We start from the raw sequence: 17162 nt of genomic DNA on the forward strand, positions 1-17162 counted from the left end.
GTTCTCGGACCGCCTCTCGGCGGGCTCCACGTCGTGGACGGTAATCGGACGCCCCCGTCCGTTTGGATAAAGTGAGACGGGTGACCGACCAAGTGCCTCAGAAGCTGCGGTCCGACGCGATGGACAACCGCGGCCGCATCCTCGACGCGGCCCGAGCGCTGTTCTCGGCCGGCGGCCTGGAGGTGCCGATGCGGGAGATCGCGCGGCGAGCCGGGGTGGGACCTGCCACCTTGTACCGGCGTTTCCCGACCAAGCAGATGCTGGTCGCCGAGGCCTTCGCGGACCAGCTGCACGCATGTCGCGCCATCGTCGACGAGGGGTGCGCGGATCCCGATCCGTGGCGTGGCCTGTGCCTGGTGATCGAGAAGATCTGTGAGCTGCACGCACGCGATCGGGGCTTCACCGAAGCCTTCCTGTCGGCCTTCCCGGGGACGCCGGATGCCGGGGGACGCGAGTACACGGTGAAAGCGGTCGCCGGACTGGCCCGGCGGGCCAAGGACGCGGGGCGCCTGCGGGCCGACTTCGTCCTGGACGACCTCATCCTCGTCCTCATGGCCAACAAGGGGATCCACACCGCGTCGACCGCCACCCAGGTCGCGGCCTCCCGACGCTTCGCGGGGCTGGTGATCCAGGCGTTCGAAGCCTGCCCCCGGCACGCCCCGCTACCGCCGGCGGCGCGACTGGCGCCCGCGGCACCGGCCGACGGCTGACCGGGGACGAGCGGGGTCGACACTTGACGCGCGGCATGCACACGACGGGGCCGTCCGGGAACGCCGGCGGGCGGGGCCGCTGGCCGCGGTCCCGCCCGCCGGGGTGTACTGCCGGGGTGTCAGCGCAGGCCGAAGGCCCGGGTGATCGTCTGCGAGACGGTGTTGCCCGCGTTGTCCCGGGCGGTGACCCGGAGCGTGGCGAAGCCCGCGGACTTCGGGGCGCGCAGGCCCGCCTGCCAGCCGCTACCGCTGCGGTCCAGGTCGGCCCGCTGCCAGGTCTTCCCGTCGTCGTAGGAGACCTCCAGCGAGGGCTTCCCGATGGCGGCGGTCGTACCGGGCAGGTGCGAGGCGGTCACCGTCAGCTTGGCGTGCCGGTCCGCCCGGCCGGCCCGGTCGGTGTCCACGCCGTAGTCGAGCTGGATCAGCGGCAGGGACACCGCCGACTCGGGCCCGGTGGCCGCGGAGGTGAAGTTCCACTCGGTCAGCGTGTGCGTCGAGTACGGGTGGGTCCAGGCCGCCCGGTCGTTGTCGACGACCAGCCGGTAGGGCAGCCGCTCGGGGGCGAGTCCGGTGATCGGCAGGTACTCGGCGTTGCCCCAGTTGAGCTGGCGGTCGCCCTGGTAGAGCGACATCCAGTCCTTGACGTCGTAGTTGCCGTAGGCCTCACCGACGTGGCCGGAGCCGGAGTCGCCCCAGCCGGGTGCGGGGATGTAGACCCCGTCGAGGTAGCGCACCGGCTGGTAGCCGATGGGGCCCATCCGGGGGCGCTGGATCGGCCCGAACCAGCTGACCTCGGCGGTCTTCCCGGCCGGGTAGCGCAGCACGTCCATCGAGTGCTGCCCCGTCTCGCTCAGGATGAAGGCGTCGTCCAGCCAACTGGCGTCGGCGGTGACCCAGTCGGTCCGGTCGCCCTGGGCGGGAGCGGTGAGCTGGTTGCCGACCACCCAGCCGCGCCAGACGTCGGGGCGGAACTCCATCGCCTTGCCCTGGCGGTGGTTGCGGAACGAGACGTCCACCTTGCCCAGCTCGCGCTGCGTGACGCGCCAGGTCGGGTCCGTCGGTACCGCGCCGGACCAGTGGTGCACCACGTCGTAGACGTAGTCGGTCGTGGGGTTCGAGGTGACCTTCAGCTTGACCGGGCCGTCCCCGAGCGCTTCGATCAGGTCGGCGCCCTGGTCGGCGTCGAGGGTCGCCACCGTCAGCGGCGCCGGGCTCTCCGGGCTCCAGGGGCCCTCGTCCCAGGGCTGCAGCCGGCCGATGCCGTCGTTGACGACGACGAGCACCTGCGCGCCCGCCGCCGCTGCGGCCTCCGCCTGCGCCTGGATTCCGGACGGGTCACCGCCCCGCACCACCACGGCCTTGCCGCGGACGTTCGTGCGGGCCACTTCCGCGGCCGTGCCCTCACCGGCGTAGACCGCCGTGAGCGTCCGGGTACCGGCCGGCAGCGGCTTGGCCCCGCGCTTGACCAGCGGGTCGGCGTAGGTCCTGGAGGCCGTGCCCACGGTCAGCGCCGGCTGCTCCAGGCGGAAGCGGGCACCGAACTCGAACTCGCCGTCGGTGACCTTCTTGCCGGTCGGGAGCGCCCAGATGCTGTCGTAGGTCTCGTTGGGCAGCATGGACGACTCGACCAGGCTGTCGCCGAAGGACCGGTGGACGTCCAGGCGCGGTGCGACGGCGGTGGTCCGCTGCGGGGCACGCGCCAGGATCTGACGCATCTTGCGGCCGTCGAGGGTGACGGACCGGTCCTGGTCCAGCTGCACGTCGTTGAAGGCGAGCAGCGCCATGCCCAGGGAGTGCGGGCCGCCCGCCCCCTGGACGTCCGCGGTGAGCCAGCCGCTGTAGGTGCCGACGGGCAGCCGCGCGGTGCCGGTGCCGGACGCGTCGAGGTCGATCGTCGTGAAGAGGCCCTCGGCGGTGAGCATGACCCGGCCGGCCAGCGGCTTGCCCGACCGGTCCTTGGCGGTGACGGTCAGGGTCTGCCGCCGGCCTTCCTTGGCGGCGCCGATCAGCGTCTTGGCCCGGACCGTGCCGGTGCCGTCCGTGCCGGTGATCATGCCGCTGATCGACTGGTCGAGCGGCAGCCGGTCCAGGTCCGCGGTCAGGGAGACCGAGGCCGTGCCGTGCGCCGGGACGGTGACCTTGTCCTCGGAGAGCGTGAACAGCCCTGCCGGGGCTTTCGAGTCGATCGCCAGGTCCAGACTGACCGGTGCGTCGCCGGTGTTGGTGTACGTCACCTTCTGCACGTCGGTCTCACCGGCCTTCTGGGGCCAGGCGTGGAAGCCGGAGAAGGCGCTGACGGTCGCGAAGACCGAGGTGTGGACGGCCGCCGGCGCGTCCAGCCGGCCGGCACCGGCCTCGTACGGGGAGTACGCGGGGGTGGCCTTGGCGCTGCTGACCAGCGCCTCCTTCAACTGCGGGCCGGTCCAGTCCGGGTGGGCGGCGGCGAGCAGCGCGGCGGCACCGGCGACGTGCGGGGTCGCCATCGAGGTACCGCTCATCGTGGTGTAGTAGCCCGAGCCCCGCTTGTAGTGGGAGCGGGCCGCCAGGATGTCGACGCCGGGCGCGGTGATCTCCGGCTTCAGCCCGGCGTCGCCGTCACGCGGTCCGGTGCTGGAGAAGTCGGCGAGTTGGTCCGCGGAGTCCACGGCGCCGACGGTCAGCGCGGAGTCCGCGGCACCCGGGCTGCCGATGGTGTGCGGGCCGCTGTTGCCCGCCGCGATGACGAACAGCGCGCCGGTCTCGCGGCTGAGCCGGTCGACCGCCTGGCTCATGGGGTCGGTGTGGTCACCGCCGCCGCCCAGGCTCATGCTGATGATCCTGGCCTTCTGGTCCCGGGCGGCCCATTCCATGCCCGCGATGATCCAGGACTCCTGGCCGCTTCCCTCGCTGTTGAGCACCTTGCCGATGTCCAGGCGGACGCCGGGCGCGACGCCCCGCTCCTTGCCGTCGGAGGCGCTGCCGGTGCCGGCGATCGTCGAGGCGACGTGGGTGCCGTGGCCCTGGTAGTCGAGGGTGTCCTGCTCGTCCGGGATGAAGCTGGCGCTGGTGTCGATCCGGTCGACGAGGTCGGGGTGTTCGGCGTCGACCCCGGTGTCGAGCACCGCGACCTTGACGCCCTCGCCGGTGTTGCCCTCCGCCCAGACCTTGTCCGCGCCGATCTGGGCGGTCGAGTCGGCCAGGTCGGCCTTCACCTTGCCGTCGAGCCAGACCTTGGCGACACCGCCCGCGAAGGCCGGCTTCGCCGACCGGGCCGCCGCACCGGCGCCGCCGGTCAGCGCCGACCAGAACGCCGGAGCCTGCTTGCGGTTCTGTGCGAGGGCCGCGCCCTGGATGCTGTCCAGCCGGTGGACGTCGCTGGAGCCCGCCATCTTCGGCAGGGTCCGGGACGTGTCCGCGGCGTCGGTGTAGCTCACGATGAGCGGCAGCCGGGAGGAGTGCGCGTCGTCGTAACCGTCGGCGATCAGCTGGGTCACGTTGAACAGCTGCTTGTCGAGCTTCCCGGTGCTGACGTAGGGCAGGACGGCGTCGGGGTACACGTAGGTGGCCCCGTCGACCACCGCCCGGTGGAAAGCGGTGGTGGTGCCGTTCGCGCCTTGGAAGGACCGGATGGTGGTGCCGTCGGCGGCGGTGCCGATCGTCACCTTGTCGCCGGTGATGAGGGTGACGGTGTGCGTGCCGCCGTTGCCGGGTGACCGTTGTGCGGCGCCGGCGGCGGGTCCGCGACCGGCGGGGTCCGCGGATACGGCGGCCGTGGCCGGTATGACCCCGAGTGCCAGGGCGGCGACCACGCCGAGCGTGATCGCCCCGGACCTGGTCCGGGGGATGTGAACCGTGGGCAAGGAAACTCCTCAAGCCATGTGAAGAGTGGACGGCCATTGATCTTCGAGCCGCCCCCGCCCCCGCTCAAGGGCCCCGGGCGTCGCTCTTGTGCCATGGCACAGTTGTGTCATCACGAGACCGCCCGAACGCCGTCGTGTGCCGACAAGACCCGCTATGACCGGGAGTTCGGCGATACGCCGAAACCAAGGTGCGGCCGGGACGTGCGCGCGGGCAGCATGGTGCGGTGCCGGATCTGCTGTGGGACGACGTCCAGGATTTCTTCGATCCCGACCTGATGGGGGCTCTGCCGGATGTCTGTGTGCCCGGCACCACGGCGGACGACTGGCAGGCGGTGTTCGATCTGGTCCGGTCGCGTGGATGGGCGTGGTCGTACGCGGAGGGGAGCGCCACCGGGCCCTTGCCTCGCGCCGCGGAGGTGTTGGCACGTCAGGATACCCTGGAGACAGCGACGTTGCAGGTCTCACCGGTCCCGGGCGTGCGGGCGATCTTCCGGGTGTTCTCGGCCGCCGACGTCGACTTCGACGTCGACCTGCGCGAGCTCCAGAGCCAAAGGGGCGTGGACGTCCTGTGCGCCTTCCTCCGCGCCGTCGGCCGCCGGCTCGGCAAGCCGGTGCTCATGTCCGCAGAGGGCGACGACGGGAACCCCGTGCTCGGGTTCGACCCCGAGGCCGGCCGCGTGGTGCTCCTGGCGGACCCGCACTCCGGCCGTTCCCTGACGTGACCTCACCTATCTTGCCCGGGCTGCGCGTTGCCGCACCCGGACGGACAACGGCGTCGCCCGTCACCAGTCTCGGGCGGCCTCCAGGAGCCGTTCGCGTACGGCGGTGACCGGCGCGCGGGCGGGCGCGCCCGCCCGTCCGACCAGGAAGCCGGTGTTGATGGGCGGGTCCTCCGGCGTCAGCAACTCCACGAGCGCGCCGGACGCCAATTCCGTCTCGCACAGGTAGCGGGGGAGCACCGTCGCACCCCCTCCCGCGGCGACGGCGGCGAGCACCCCCCGCAGGTCCGGGACGACGACGGCGGGCCGGGCGTGCAGACGCGTGCGGAAGACGTGGCGCCAGTAGCGGCGCAGGATGGGCAGGTCCTCGGCGTACGCCACCAGCGGGACCTCGCGCAGCGGGCCGGGGTCGTCGCAGGTGAGCCGCCCGATCCCGGCGGCCCATTCCGGCGTCGTCACCAGGACGAACTCCTCGTCCATCAGCGGGACGGCGGCCAGGGAGCGGCCGCGCGGCCGCACCGCCGACAGGACGAGGTCGAAGCGGCCGGCGTGCAGGCCCTCGAGCAGGTCCTCGGCGAGACCGGTCGTGATGCGCAGCCGGACGCCCCGGGCCGCCAGCGGCGCGAGGACGGGCAGCGCCCGGACGGACACCATCTCGGCCGGCCCCGCCAGGTGCACCGGTTCCGGGGGCGCCTCCGGGTCCGGGCGACCGCGGCGGGCGACCTCGGCCAGCGCGTCCAGCGGCCCGGCGACCTGTCCGGCCAGTTCGTCGGCCACGGATGTGGCGGCCACGCCCCGCGGGAGCCGCTCGAAGAGCTGCCGGTCGAGCTGCTGCTCCAGCGCGCGCACCTGCGCGGTCACGGTGGGCTGCGAGATGCGCAGCATCCGGGCGGCCGTCGTGAGGGAACCGGCCCGGTACACCGCGAGGAACGTGCGCAGCAGCCCCAGGTCCAAAGGGGCGCCGGGAGGCGGGGCGGCGGCCGTACCGCCTTCGTCGGGGCGGGTTGTGTTCCCATCGGCATTCTGATGAGCCATGTCGAGGATCCTATTGGTTGGCCGATGGCTGTGCGACCTAGGGTCGAGACCGTTCCGCCGCAGGTCAACCGGCGGTCCCCAGTGCTCCACCCGAAAGGTGAACGACATGGCCACGATCCTCATCACCGGCGCCTCCGACGGGCTCGGCCGCGCCCTCGCGGAGGACCTCGCCGCCGACGGCGGGCACACCCTGCTGCTGCACGGCCGCGACCCCGGGCGCCTCGCCGAGGTCGCCGCGGCCACCGGTGGCGAGCCCCACCGGGCCGACCTCTCCTCCCTCGCCGAAGTCCGGCGCCTGGCCGCCGGCATCGCCGCCCGGCACGACCGGCTGGACGTGCTCGTCAACAACGCCGGCATCGGCTTCCACGCGGAGGGCACCCGGCGGCAGACCTCCGCCGACGGACACGAACTACGCCTCGCCGTCAACTACCTGGCACCGATGGTGCTGACCCGGGAACTCCTCCCCCTGCTCCACCGCGCGGCACCCTCCCGGATCGTGAACGTCGCCTCCATCGGCCAGCAGCCGCTCGACCTCGACGACCCCGAACTCACCCGCGACTACACCGACGTCGCCGCCTACTGCCGCTCCAAGCTGGCGCTCATCTGCCACGGCCTCGACCTCGCCGATGAACTCTCCGGCACCGGCATCACCGTCAACAGCGTCCACCCGGCGACCTTCATGCCCACCGCCATGTCCCGGCGCTCGGGGATGGACGTCGTCGACTCCCTGGAGCAGGGCGTCGCGGCCACGCGGCGCCTGGTCGACGCTCCCGCGCTGGCGGGCGTCACAGGGCGGTACTTCGAGGGCGAGAAGGAAGCCCGGGCGGCCGCCGAGGCCTACGACGCGGAGTACCGCCGGCGCCTCGCCGCGGTGACCGCGTCGCTGCTCTGACCCGGTCGGCCTGCCGGTGCCGGGGTCGTGCGACCGGCGGCGGGCGTGGTTTCGACCCCCGCGCCACGGGCACGCGCCGGTTGAGAGGCCGTGGAGGTGCCGAGATGAGCGCCGGAGAGAAAGCCAAGGCGAAGATGGAACAGGTCGTGGGGAAGACCGTGCGGAAGGCGGCCCACGCGGTGCACAAGGAAACGCTCGCGGCCAAGGGCGCCGCCCTCGAATCGCGCGGCAAGATGCGCGGCGCGAAGGAGAGGACCAAGGACGTCTTCAAGCACTGACGACCAGCCGTGACGAAGCCACCGGGCGGTGGCCGGAGCCCGGTCGTGCCGTCCGGCCAGGTATGGGAGGCTCGAAGCATGATTCCGGCGAACACGACGGGCGCCGGCGGCGGCACGGTGTACTACGGGGACCCGGACAGCGCCCATGACCTCCAGGTGTTCCTCGAACTGCGCGACCGGCCCAGCCACACCATGGCGGAGAGTCTGCTCGGCACCATGCGGCGGACCGCCGACGAGGGTGGCACGGTCCTGAAGTTCCACTTCGCCGCGGAGATCGACGACACGGTGGGCGGCATCGGCTCCCAGCGCGGCCTGGGCGCGCTCGCCGCGGCGAGCGACGCGGGACAGAGGCAGTTCATCGACTACCTGTCGGTGCTTCTCGCCGAGCAGCCCTTCCCGCCCGTGAACGACCGCTTCTCCGAGACACCGGTGCTGCTCTCGCCGGCGAGCCGCGTCGAGGGGCTGAGGTCCGCCGACTTCGACCGCAAGGTCACCGACGACACGTACCTGAGCTGGGCGGGGGACGCGGCCGGCCGCTTCGCGTCCTTCGGCGTCGTGGGGATGCCGGTCGTCTGGTACGACGACGAGGTCGTTCCCGTCGTGTCGTTCGAGGGCGGCTCCGCGATCACCCCGCAGCAGTTCCTGGACCGGCTCCCGCGCTGAGGCACGCCCGCCGCGTCAGGACGGCTCGTCGGGGTGCTCCGGATCGAGGGCGGCCGCAAGGAAACGTTCCCTGTCGACGACGGCACGGTCGATCTCGCCCGTCGCGACGAGCCGGCCCCAGTCGTCGACGGCCCGCACCCGGAAGGTGAGGCGCCGGCCGGTGGGGGAGGGCGGGGGCTCGGCGAAGACGTCGACCTTGCCGCCGACCGGCGTGGCGCGGACGTGCCGGATCCGCAGTGCCGTCCCCACCGTCGTCTGTCCCGCCGCCGTGAAGGGCGTCGCGGCGTGCACCGTCTCCGCCTCAAGCCAGGCGACGAGCTGCGGTGTGGACAGGACGGGTACGTCGCCGCTGCCCAGCGTCGTCGCGGTGTCGGCATCGGTCACCTCGTAGCGCATGCCACCACGCTAGTACCGTCACCGTCCTGCTTCCCGCAAGCCACGTCCGGGCGGACCCCCAACTCGACGCCGGGGCGGGCGACTAGCCTCGTGCTTTCACGAGGTGGGCTGTTCGAGGTTTGATCAGAAACGCGGGAAGTGCTCCTGACCTGCAACGATAGGACTTGCTGAGGGTCCTGTTGGCTGCGAGGGAAGAAGCACTCCCCGGTGGAGAAGCGTATCGGGTTGTACCCGCGTGTCCGTGTCGAGGGCGGCGGTCGCGGCGTCGTCTCGCAGGCCCGGGGCCGTGCTGCTGGTCGAGACGGCCCGCAAGACCGGCCTGGATCGGGCGATATCGCACGTCGCGGGTCTCGAAGTAGTCCTGCGAGCTGAGTCCTTCGGACGTACTGGTCCTGAGCGGCACGTAGAGCGACCTTCTCCGCCTCCAACCGCATTGGCGGCTCGGCGGGCACCTTCACCCGGGCCGGCTCGCTCCGGCCGCCCGGACCCAGTTCCGCAGGATCTCTGAATTGATCCGCAGATCGGCAGCGACCTGCCGGATCGTCGCCTGGGGCCGCGGGCCGGTACAGCGCGACCGCGTCGTCCTTGAACTGCGGCGGATAGTTTTTCATGACCACGAGATGTCCGTTCTCAGATCCTCAGATCCAGTGTCTCGTGTGTCCAAGATCAGGGGTCAAGGCCTGAGTAGCAACCCCTCACGACGTCGCGGAAAATTGTTTCATGCCGGTTCTGATAGCCGTGTGCGCCATGATCATGACTCTTATCGGTGGTGTCGTCGCACAGCGGGTTGGCGACCGCCGTCATCTGGTGCTCGGTCTGGCCGCCGGGCTCATGCTCGGCGTCATCGGCTTCGACCTGCTTCCCGATGCGCTGACCGCTCAGCCACGGCACGTTTTCGGGGTTCCCGCAGCATTGCTGATGTTCGTTGCGGGGTTCCTTACTCTGCACGTGGTGGAGCGAGGGGTCGCCATCCATCGCGCCCACGAGAGCGAGTACGCCGCGCACTCCCACGCTTTCGGGCATACGCAGGAATCGGCGGAGGGAATCGGTCTGACCGCCGCCTCAGCACTTGTGGGACACAGCGTGATCGACGGGTTCGCCATCGGCGCCGCTTATCAGGCTGGCAATACGTTGGGCATCGTCGTTGCCATCGCGGTGATCTCCCATGACTTCGCCGACGGCTTCAACACCTACACGATCACCAGGCTGTACGGAAATGCCCGGCGCCGGGCTCAACTACTGCTCGTAGCCGACGCAGTCGCCCCGGTGGCCGGGGCAGCGATCACTTTGGGGTTCACGATACCGACGGGGTTGCTAGGTCTGTATCTCGGGTTCTTCGCCGGCTTCTTGCTTTACCTTGCGACGTCCGACATATTGCCGGAGGCTCACAGTCCGCATCCCTCCAAGGCGACTCTTTTGTTCACGGTGACCGGGACTCTGCTGATGTGGCTGGTGATCGGGCTTGCGAGCTGACTGTGAGTAGGTCGTTGGTGGTGCCCTCTGCCCCACGGCCCGCGCGGGAGACGGCTCAATGGCTGGCTTTTCGCAGTGCGTTGGACGGTGGTGCAGCTGGTGGGGGGCAGCAGCTCATGGTGTTCCGTGGCTATGAGGGTGCGAACTGATACGGCTCCGGAGGAGTTCGGGGCTGCCGGTGGTCAATGCACCCCCACACACAGGCGCATCCGCCTACAAAACAGCAGTTCATTCGAGTCGTCATCCATCCATGTGGCCGCGGCATCTGCTCGGCGGTCGGCCGAGTGCGCCAAGGTGTGTTACTCCCGAATACGTGGCGCACGGCGGGAGCCGAGTTCTTTGGGAATGCAACAGCAATCGTATGCCCGTGCCGGCTCCGACTCGAGCCGGGGTCCCGTAAGTCTCCGTCTTCCGAACGGTGACAAGGGCAACCCGTGCCGGGACGCCGCGCGCAGGCCCTGGGCCAGCGGTACGGTATGTACGGTGAGGTTGCCGCTGGGGCTGGTCCGGGACAGCGACTTCCGGTCATCTGGCCGGACGGGCGGGCCAAAAGCCGAGAACCAGCTCTCTGACCCACTCACCACCGTGGCCCCGGCAACCCTGGAGGGGATCACATGAGCTCCGACAACCAGGTATTGATCGTAGGAGCAGGCCCATCGGGGCTGTTGCTGGCGGGCGATCTGGCGGAGGCCAGTGTCAGGTGTACCGTCATCGAACGCCGCAAACAGGAATCACAGCTCACCCGGGCGTTTGCAGTCCACGCCCGGACGATGGAACAACTGGACGCCCGTGGTGTCGCCGACCAGCTGCTTGCGACCGGTATCCGCAACCCGGTTCTCCAGTTCTTGCAGATCGATCTGTCGCGGTTGCCAACCCGGTACCCGCATGTACTGGTGACGCCGCAATACCATACCGAGCAAGTACTCCGTGCGCGGGCCCTTTCCCGAGGAGCCGACATCCGGGAAGGCTGGGAGGCTCTCGGGCTTGCGCAAGATGCAACCGGTGTTGACGTTCAGGTCCGGGCGGCGGATGGCTCCTCCCGGACCCTGCGCGCGTCGTACGTCGTGGGCGCCGATGGAAGAAGCAGCTTGGTACGCCGATCGCTCGGCCTGCCGTTCCCCGGCCGCTCCGCGGTGCGGTCGATGATGCTCGCCGATGTCCGGTTGGCCGATCCCCCGAAAAAGCCCCCGACCGTAGGGGCAGTGGGCGACGCCTTCGCGATACTCGTACCGTTCGGCGACGGATGGTTCCGCATCATGGCGTGGAATCGCCAGCATGAGATGCCGGACAGCGCACCGGTCGATCTGGAGGAGATCCGGGCCGTCGCCCGCAGGGCGCTCGGCAGCGACTTCGGCATGCACGACCCGCGCTGGATATCACGGTTCCACAGCGATGAGCGGCAGGCGCCGCACTACCGCGTAGGCAGGGTCTTCCTCGTCGGTGACGCGGCGCACGTGCACTCCCCCGCCGGGGGCATGGGCATGAACACCAGCATTCAGGATTCTGCGAACTTGGGCTGGAAACTGGCTGCCGTACTTCACGGCCATGCCCGCGAAGCTCTGCTCGACACTTACGAGGCCGAAAGACATCCTGTCGGGCGCAGGGTCCTGCGCATGAGCGGTGCGCTGCTACGTGGTGTACTGACCACTCCTCGGGCGTTCCGCGGCATCCGGGACATCACCGCCCGGACCGTCCTGCGTCTCCCGCCGGTGGCCCTGCGGCTGGGGCGGGCGATGTCCGGAATCGACATCGCCTACGGCGCCCCGGCCGGCGCGCACCCGCTCACGGGGAAACGGGCGCCGGATGTCCTCCTCAGCGACGGACGACGCCTGTACGAGGCGCTGCGCGGCCGCCGGTTTGTACTGGTCACACCGGCGGACACAGCACTCTCTTCTTCGGTGACCGAAGTCTGGGCCGACGCGGTGGAGTGCGTCACCCCCGCCGGCCTGACCAGCAAGTCCGTACTGGTCAGACCGGACGCCTACATTGCGTGGGCCTCGTCCGAGCAGTCCCCGCACCGCCGGGCCGATCAGATCAGGCAGGCACTGGCCGGCCACTGCGGTGAGGGCGCAGGCGCTGCTTAGACCTGGTTCTCCATGGTGAACTGCGGTTGCCGCCCCGGGCCGGCCTGCTGTCCCGACGAGGGCCTTCAGACCTGGTTGAGACCGCCGTCGACGAAGAGCTCGGTTCCCGTGATGAAGCTGCTCTGATCGCTGGCGAGGAAGAGTGCCGCCGCAGCGGCCTCCTCTGGGCGACCCATCCGGCCAAGCGGCACCTGGCTGGCGAAGAAGTCCCAGAGCTTGGCAGCCTCTGCATCATTGGGAGCCAGTCCGGAGTTGCCGGGCGTCTCGATCGGACCCGGGACGAGGGTGTTCACGCGGATTTTCCGGCTCTTGAGCTCGTTGGCCCACGTGCGGGAGAAGCTACGGATGGCGGCCTTGGATGCGGCGTAGACGCCGAAGGCCTCCGCGCCCGAGGTGGCGGCGGTGGATCCCGTGAGGATGACCGAAGCGGCCTCGTTCAGCAGTGGAAGCGCCTTTTGGACCGTGAAGAGCGTACCCCTCACGTTGATACCGAAGGTCGAGTCGAAGTGCTTCTCGGTAACGTCTTCCAAGGTGGAGAATTCGCCGCCGCCGGCGTTTGCGAACAGCACGTCGATACGACGGCCCTGCTCGGCGACGGCGGCGTAGAGGCGGTCGATGTCGTCAAGATCGGAGACGTCGCCCCGAACGGCAGTGGCATTCGGCCCGATCTCAGCCAGCGCGGCGTCGAGCGCCTCCTGGCGTCGACCCGTGATGAACACATGCGCGCCCTCGGCGGTGAACCGCTTGGCGGTGGCCAGCCCGATCCCGCTGTTACCCCCGGTGATGATGGCTGTCTTACCGTCGAGCTGTCCCATGGTCAAGGCTCCTATTCGGCGGAGGTCTGCACTCCGCGGCCGTTGCTCTGCGTCAGTCCCGCGCCTGATCCGGCGGGCTCGTTATGGACGATACGGTAAAAAACGCAGTAATGGACGGACGGGTCAAAAACTGTGACCCGTCCCACTCCCCGGTGCGCGCCGCCGTCAAGCGATCACACCCACGGGGCATGCACGCTTTTCCGATGCTGCTGTTGCCCTCGGCGGCGACCGCCGCCTTGCCCACGGGCCCTTCCGTCACGACATCCCCACCCTCGGTTCTTGACTCCCCCGTCCACAAAACTGACCGTTATGGACGGGAGAGTCAAGAAACGTGTAGGCTGCTCGTCATGGCGCGACCTCGGAAGTTCGACGAGCAGCAGGTTCTGGACATCGCCCGTGACCTGTTCTGGTCCGGTGGGTTCGCCGCCACGCGCATGGAAGACGTCGCCGCGGCAACAGGCCTTGGCAAAGGCAGCCTGTACGGCGCGTTCGGCGGAAAGCAGGAGCTGTTCCGTCGACTGTTCGACGATTACTGTGCCGCTGTTGTCGATGCCACGGGCCAGCAGTTGCGCGGCGACGACAAGGACGCGTACGCGCGGCTGTCCGCCCACGTCCACTTGGTGGCTGCGGCCACCGCCGCGGACACCGCGCACCGCGGATGCCTGCTGGCCAAGGGTGCCGCGGAGCTGGCCGAACACGACGAGACGGTGGCCAAGCGGGCGCACGCGACCATCGAGGCACTGCGCACGCTACTCGAGGACGATATCGCCGCCTGCCAGCGCAACGGCGACATCGCCGCGAACGTGGATCCCGGAAAGCTGGCTGCGCTGGTGCTCGCCGTCCTGCGCGGCATAGAAGCGCTGGGCAAGGCCGGGGCGAACCCGGAGATGCTGACAGACATCGCCCAGACTGCCCTCGCCGTACTGCCTCGCTCCGTGAACTGACAGGCCCACCGCGCTACGTGTCATCCTGTCCGGACCCTCCGGCGCTTTGGGATACGGCTCGCATCAGCCGAACGAACGCCGGTCTTGTGTTGCTCAGCGAGGCCGGAGGGGCCCAGCTGAGCGCCGCCGTGGGCACCCACGTTGGGTGGTACTTCGGTACCGGCGGCACTCTCGCCGACCACCACCACCGAGCCCACCCCCATGCGCCGTGCTGCTGGTCGAGACGGCCCGCAAGACCGGCCTGGATCGGGGGATATCGCAGGCAGTGGTGCCGTGGCGCAAGGCCCGTGCCGTGCACGATCCTGCTGGATGTGGCGCTCGGCGGCCCACCAGACAAACCGACAGGCCGTCACGAAACATCGAGGCCAGGGCCTAGCGGCCCGCGGACCCCGCGGAGTCCAGCCACCGGGCCAGGACCGCCGCCTCGCTGTGGTCGACGTCCTTGGTGGCGGTGAGCAAGGTGACCTTGTCGTGGGCGGCGAGGTCGCGCAGGTGCTCGACGGCCGGCCGGTGATCGGGGTCCTCCAGTTCGGCGATGTAGCGTTCGCGGAACTCGGGGAAGCGTTCCGTGTCGTGGTGGTACCAGTGACGGAGGTCGGCCGACGGTGCCACGTCGCGGAGCCACTCGTCGAGGTGGGCCCGCTCCTTGCTCACGCCCCGGGGCCACAGCCGGTCGACGAGGACGCGTTTGCCCTCTTGGGACGAGGCGTCCTCGTAGATCCTCCGGTAGCCGAACCGTCCGGCCATGGCCGTCGTCACCTGCCCCGGTCGTGATACCCCCGCGATCTTCACTCTATCGGCGGTGCGGTGCCGCGGCCCGTCCGGAAGGGCGGCGGCCGCGGCCGGGCTCAGCCTGCCTGGTCCAGCTGCTGTTCCGACCAGATGATCTTTCCGAGTTCCGTCGGCCGGCTGCCCCAGCGGGAGGACAGCTGCGCCACCAGGAAGAGTCCGCGGCCGCCCTCGTCGAAGGTGCGCGCCCGGCGCAGGTGGGGGGCGGCGTTGCTCCCGTCGGTGACCTCGCAGATCAGCGAACGGTCCTTGATGAGCCGCAGGCGGATGGGGGTGCGTCCGTGCCGCAGGGCGTTGGTGACCAGCTCGCTGACGATGAGTTCGGTGGCGAACGCCCGGTCCTCCAGCCCCCAGGCGGCCAGTTTCGCGGTCGCCTCCTCGCGTACCGCCGCGACGGCGGAAGGATCGGCCGGCACGTCCCAGTGGGCGACGTCGGCCGCGTCCAGTGCGCGGGGCCGCGCGACGAGCAGCGCGGCGTCGTCGCTGCCGTCCCCGGGCAGCAGGGCGCCCATGATGTCGTCGCAGACCGCCGTGATCGAGGACGTGGCCGCGGCGAGGGACGCCTGCAGCCTGGCGATCCCCTCGTCGAGGTCCTGGTGCCGGGATTTGACCAGCCCGTCGGTGAACAGGACGAGCAGGCAGTCCTCGGGCAGGGTGACCTCGGCCGACTCGAACGGGAGCCCCCCGAGGCCCAGCGGAGGTCCCTCCGGGAGTTCCACCCGGCGGCTCGTGCCGTCCGGCAGCACCAGCAGCGGTTCCACGTGGGCGGCCCGGGCCATCCGGGACCGGCGCGAGACGGGGTCGTACACCGCGTAGAGGACCGACGCCCCGACCTCCGGATCGGGGGCGTTGGCCTCCGTCTCCTGGTCCAGCCGGTTCACGATGTCGTCGAGGCGGGTGAGCAGCTCCTCCGGCGGGAGGTCGATGTCGGCGAGGGTACGTACGACCGAGCGCAGGCGTCCCATCGTCGCGGCCGCACGCACCCCGTGCCCGACGACGTCGCCCATGACCAGGGCGACGCGTGCGCCGGACAGCGGGATCACGTCGAACCAGTCGCCGCCCACCCCCGCGGCGAGGTCGGCGGGCCGGTAGCCGTAGGCGGCGTCGACCGCGTTCTGGGCGGGCGGTTCCCTGGGCAGCAGGCTCTGCTGCAGCGTCAGGGCCGTACTGTGCTCGCGCTGGAAATTTCGGGCGTTGTCGACGGAGATGGCGGTCGTGGCGGCCAGTTCCTCGGCGAGCAGCAGGTCGTCGGAGTCGAACGCCGTCCCGCGGCGCAGGAACGTCACCACCCCCAGGGTGCCGCCCCGGGCCGCCAGCGGCACGCAGATGGCCCCTCCGCGCGCGTCCCGGTCGAAGCCGCCCTCCCGCCCGGCCCAGGCCGCGGCCTCGTGCGGCAGGTCGACCCGTACGGCTCTGCGCTCGGACAGGGCGCGACCGGGCAGGGACCGGCGGTCCACCACGTGCCAGGAGGGTGAGGCCGGAGGCAGCGCGCGGCCGCTCGCCGCCACGAGCCGGACCTCCACCGGGTCGCGGGAGGCGGCACCGCCGCCTCCGAGCGCCCGGGGCAGCAGATGCACCATGGCGACGTCGGCGAGGTCGGGCACCGCGAGCTCGGTGAGCTCCTGGGCCGTGCTTCCCACGTCGAGGGAGAGCCCGATGCTGCGGCGGGCGTCGTTGAGGAGGATCAGGCGCCGGCGGGCCCAGAATTCCGCGGAGTTGTCGCGTGCCATGGAGCAGAGGCCCACCACGGTGCCGTCCTCGTCCCGGAGGGGGTCGATGTGGAGGGCCCATTCATGGGGCCGCTTCTCCCCGGGCACCTGCTCGTGGGTGACGACGTACTGTGTCGTTCCGGTGTCACGGGCGCGGCGGAGCGCTTCCTCGACGGCGTAGTGCTGGCTGTCGGGGGTGAGGATCTCCGTGAGCCGGCGTCCCCGCATGCGGTCGACGTCCGCGTTGAACAGCCGGCAGGTGCGTTCGTTCGCCCACAGCAGGCGCAGTCCTGGTGACCACACGACGATGGCGGCGGACGACTGGGACCAGGCCCGCTCCACCATGCCGCCGCCGCCGCCGCCGCCGCTGTCGTCGTCCGCCGCCGGACCGGACGGCCCGCTGACGAACCAGACGGTGGACCTGCCGTCCGCGGACGCCGGCCGGATCAGCACGTCCACCTCCACGGGACGGCCCGCCTTGTCCCGCAGCACGGCCCGGTTCTCCCAGCGGCGGCCGGTCAGGCCGATCGCCAGGGCCTGGCGCGCGTCGTCGTCGGCGAGGTCCAGCGCGGGCCGGCCGATCACCTCGTCCCTGCGGTAGCCGAGGATGCTCTCGGCCCCCGCGCTCCAGCCGTCGACGCGGCCCTCGGGGTCGACGGAGATGACCGCCCCCCGGTGCGCTGCCGGACTCCGGTGTGTGTCCCCTGATTCCGCTCCGTGCATATGCAGATCGTCTCGTCCATGGCCATGGGCGAGGAGGCTCGCCTCCTCAGGGGGAGAACCGCTGTGATGGGCGGCAGATTCCCCTGTGCACGT

General features: G+C 70.6%; 14 protein-coding genes. 8 read left to right on the forward strand and 6 right to left on the reverse strand.

The genetic code is table 11. The features are described from left to right. The first annotated feature begins 80 nt into the window (after positions 1-80). Positions 81-710 carry a TetR/AcrR family transcriptional regulator gene (locus tag ACFV3E_RS34680; protein WP_500538620.1) on the forward strand — a complete coding sequence of 210 codons (630 nt, stop codon included), beginning with the start codon at positions 81-83 and terminating at the stop codon, positions 708-710. Between the two features lie 119 nt (positions 711-829). On the opposite strand, the gene ACFV3E_RS34685 is transcribed toward ACFV3E_RS34680, so the two are convergent. Next, positions 830-4549, reverse strand: a complete 3720-nt coding sequence (locus tag ACFV3E_RS34685) for a S8 family serine peptidase (RefSeq protein WP_500538621.1) — start codon at positions 4547-4549, stop codon at positions 830-832. Positions 4550-4773: 224 nt separating this feature from the next. Between ACFV3E_RS34685 and ACFV3E_RS34690 the strand changes: the two genes are divergently transcribed. Beyond that, positions 4774-5271 (forward strand): hypothetical protein, encoded by a 498-nt coding sequence (locus ACFV3E_RS34690; protein ID WP_500538623.1) that lies wholly within the window; start codon positions 4774-4776, stop codon positions 5269-5271. Between the two features lie 60 nt (positions 5272-5331). On the opposite strand, the gene ACFV3E_RS34695 is transcribed toward ACFV3E_RS34690, so the two are convergent. Continuing rightward, entirely contained in the window at positions 5332-6303 is a 972-nt protein-coding gene (locus ACFV3E_RS34695; protein ID WP_500538625.1) for a LysR family transcriptional regulator, read from the reverse strand. A gap of 106 nt (positions 6304-6409) precedes the next feature. On the opposite strand from ACFV3E_RS34695, the gene ACFV3E_RS34700 reads away from it, so the two are divergent. The 3 genes from ACFV3E_RS34700 to ACFV3E_RS34710 all read left to right on the forward strand — a co-directional run bounded on the left by ACFV3E_RS34700 (position 6410) and on the right by ACFV3E_RS34710 (position 8136). Then, complete coding sequence (locus tag ACFV3E_RS34700) at positions 6410-7195, forward strand: SDR family NAD(P)-dependent oxidoreductase (RefSeq protein WP_500538627.1); 786 nt, start codon at positions 6410-6412, stop codon at positions 7193-7195. Between the two features lie 104 nt (positions 7196-7299). Next, positions 7300-7473, forward strand: a complete 174-nt coding sequence (locus ACFV3E_RS34705; protein ID WP_500372242.1) for a hypothetical protein — start codon at positions 7300-7302, stop codon at positions 7471-7473. Between the two features lie 78 nt (positions 7474-7551). Next, positions 7552-8136 carry a hypothetical protein gene (locus ACFV3E_RS34710; RefSeq protein ID WP_500538629.1) on the forward strand — a complete coding sequence of 195 codons (585 nt, stop codon included), beginning with the start codon at positions 7552-7554 and terminating at the stop codon, positions 8134-8136. A 15-nt stretch (positions 8137-8151) separates the two neighbouring features. On the opposite strand, the gene ACFV3E_RS34715 is transcribed toward ACFV3E_RS34710, so the two are convergent. Beyond that, positions 8152-8532, reverse strand: coding sequence for a thioesterase family protein (locus ACFV3E_RS34715; protein ID WP_500538631.1), 381 nt, complete (start codon positions 8530-8532; stop codon positions 8152-8154). Positions 8533-9252: 720 nt separating this feature from the next. Between ACFV3E_RS34715 and ACFV3E_RS34720 the strand changes: the two genes are divergently transcribed. Both ACFV3E_RS34720 and ACFV3E_RS34725 read left to right on the forward strand, forming a co-directional pair. Next, on the forward strand, positions 9253-10005 hold the full coding sequence (locus ACFV3E_RS34720; protein ID WP_500538633.1) for a ZIP family metal transporter: 753 nt from the start codon (positions 9253-9255) through the stop codon (positions 10003-10005). Positions 10006-10619: 614 nt separating this feature from the next. After that, on the forward strand, positions 10620-12089 hold the full coding sequence (locus ACFV3E_RS34725) for an FAD-dependent monooxygenase (RefSeq protein WP_500538635.1): 1470 nt from the start codon (positions 10620-10622) through the stop codon (positions 12087-12089). Between the two features lie 65 nt (positions 12090-12154). On the opposite strand, the gene ACFV3E_RS34730 is transcribed toward ACFV3E_RS34725, so the two are convergent. Beyond that, positions 12155-12904, reverse strand: coding sequence for a glucose 1-dehydrogenase (locus ACFV3E_RS34730; RefSeq protein ID WP_500538637.1), 750 nt, complete (start codon positions 12902-12904; stop codon positions 12155-12157). 347 nt (positions 12905-13251) lie between these two features. Here ACFV3E_RS34730 and ACFV3E_RS34735 point away from each other — a divergent pair, with 347 nt between their 5' ends. Continuing rightward, positions 13252-13848 carry a TetR/AcrR family transcriptional regulator gene (locus ACFV3E_RS34735; protein ID WP_500538639.1) on the forward strand — a complete coding sequence of 199 codons (597 nt, stop codon included), beginning with the start codon at positions 13252-13254 and terminating at the stop codon, positions 13846-13848. 372 nt (positions 13849-14220) lie between these two features. Here ACFV3E_RS34735 and ACFV3E_RS34740 read toward each other — a convergent pair whose 3' ends face one another. Next, on the reverse strand, positions 14221-14595 hold the full coding sequence (locus ACFV3E_RS34740) for a DUF488 domain-containing protein (protein WP_500538641.1): 375 nt from the start codon (positions 14593-14595) through the stop codon (positions 14221-14223). A 101-nt stretch (positions 14596-14696) separates the two neighbouring features. Further along, positions 14697-17069: a SpoIIE family protein phosphatase gene (locus tag ACFV3E_RS34745; protein WP_500538643.1), complete on the reverse strand. Its 2373-nt coding sequence runs from the start codon at positions 17067-17069 to the stop codon at positions 14697-14699. Positions 17070-17162 lie beyond the last annotated feature (93 nt).

Origin of the sequence: Streptomyces sp. NPDC059718 (genome assembly GCF_042733315.1) — a bacterium.
Classification (GTDB): Bacteria; Actinomycetota; Actinomycetes; order Streptomycetales; family Streptomycetaceae; genus Actinacidiphila.

Coding starts and splice junctions, on each gene's coding strand:
- ACFV3E_RS34720 (WP_500538633.1), top strand. CDS start 9,253: ATGCCGGTTCTGATAGCCGTGTGCGCCATGATCATGACTCTTATCGGT.
- ACFV3E_RS34705 (WP_500372242.1), top strand. CDS start 7,300: ATGAGCGCCGGAGAGAAAGCCAAGGCGAAGATGGAACAGGTCGTGGGG.
- ACFV3E_RS34730 (WP_500538637.1), bottom strand. CDS start 12,904: ATGGGACAGCTCGACGGTAAGACAGCCATCATCACCGGGGGTAACAGC.
- ACFV3E_RS34740 (WP_500538641.1), bottom strand. CDS start 14,595: ATGGCCGGACGGTTCGGCTACCGGAGGATCTACGAGGACGCCTCGTCC.
- ACFV3E_RS34700 (WP_500538627.1), top strand. CDS start 6,410: ATGGCCACGATCCTCATCACCGGCGCCTCCGACGGGCTCGGCCGCGCC.
- ACFV3E_RS34715 (WP_500538631.1), bottom strand. CDS start 8,532: ATGCGCTACGAGGTGACCGATGCCGACACCGCGACGACGCTGGGCAGC.
- ACFV3E_RS34695 (WP_500538625.1), bottom strand. CDS start 6,303: ATGGCTCATCAGAATGCCGATGGGAACACAACCCGCCCCGACGAAGGC.
- ACFV3E_RS34735 (WP_500538639.1), top strand. CDS start 13,252: ATGGCGCGACCTCGGAAGTTCGACGAGCAGCAGGTTCTGGACATCGCC.
- ACFV3E_RS34710 (WP_500538629.1), top strand. CDS start 7,552: ATGATTCCGGCGAACACGACGGGCGCCGGCGGCGGCACGGTGTACTAC.
- ACFV3E_RS34745 (WP_500538643.1), bottom strand. CDS start 17,069: ATGCACGGAGCGGAATCAGGGGACACACACCGGAGTCCGGCAGCGCAC.
- ACFV3E_RS34725 (WP_500538635.1), top strand. CDS start 10,620: ATGAGCTCCGACAACCAGGTATTGATCGTAGGAGCAGGCCCATCGGGG.